The organism is Paenibacillus sp. MZ04-78.2, from assembly GCF_024213375.1.
Lineage (GTDB): Bacteria > Bacillota > Bacilli > Paenibacillales > NBRC-103111 > Paenibacillus_G.
In genome coordinates this window covers 1-989 of record NZ_JANAVJ010000116.1, presented here as the reverse complement: position 1 = coordinate 989, position 989 = coordinate 1, and the positions used below count along the sequence as shown (strand labels likewise).

Annotated in this window: 1 protein-coding gene; it reads left to right on the top strand. The window is 47.8% G+C overall.

Annotated features, from left to right (window positions below; genetic code table 11):
- Positions 1-878: IS110 family RNA-guided transposase (locus NLX71_RS26270; protein ID WP_254366759.1), on the top strand; the 878-nt coding region annotated here is incomplete at its 5' end.
- Between the last annotated feature and the right edge of the window lie 111 nt (positions 879-989).

Sequence of the window (989 nt, the reverse complement as noted above, 5' to 3'; positions counted from 1 at the left end):
GTTACATTCCTGCGCGTGACCAAAGGGAGCTTCGAGAACTCATCCGATATCGCCGCAGTCTCATTGACGAGCGTTCGCGAGAAGTCAATCGGGTACAAAAAGTTCTTGAAGGTGCAAACATTAAGCTATCATCGGTGGCAAGCGATGTGCTTGGCAAATCGGGACGTGCCATGATTGAGGCGATGATTCAGGGCGAAACAAGTTCCGAGGTACTCGCCGAACTGGCGCAGCGTAAGCTCAAGAACAAAAAAGAAGAGCTAAAACGTGCCTTGAACGGTCTAATGGGAGAACATCAGCGGCTTATGCTTGCAACCCAGCTTCGGCATATCGACTTTTTGGATCAAGAAATCGGGAAACTGGACGAAGAAATGAAGGCGCGCATGCTCCCTTTTGAGGAAGACCTGGAGTTGTTGGATACGATTCCCGGAGTGGGAAGGCGAACGGCTGAACAAGTGCTTGCTGAAATCGGAACCAACATGAAACAGTTCCCTTCCGCTGCTCATTTATGTTCTTGGGCAGGGCTAGCTCCAGGTAATAACGAAAGTGCAGGGAAGCGCAAATCTGGTCGAACGCGGAAAGGGAACCAGAAGCTTCGAAGCGCATTGGTCGAAGCTGCACGAGCTGCAGCACGCACTAAGAACACGTATTTATCGTCACAGTATCACCGAATCGCTGCCAGAAGAGGAGCCAACCGTGCTGCTGTCGCAGTCGCCCATAGTATATTGATGATCGCCTATCACATCTTATCCCGTAGACAACCTTATCTTGAGCTAGGTCCGACCTACTATGAAGAGCGAAAACGTGATACGGTCATCAAACAATCCATTAAAAAACTCGAAACATTAGGGTTCAAAGTTACCGTCGAGTCGGTTGCGTAGAGCAAAAAGTTTTCTTTCTGTTAGCCCGGATCGTTTTAAAAAAACAGATGTTACCGGGTTAATTTAGTGATGCCTTCGAAGCTTTTACAAGATAATTAATTTTCAGGATAG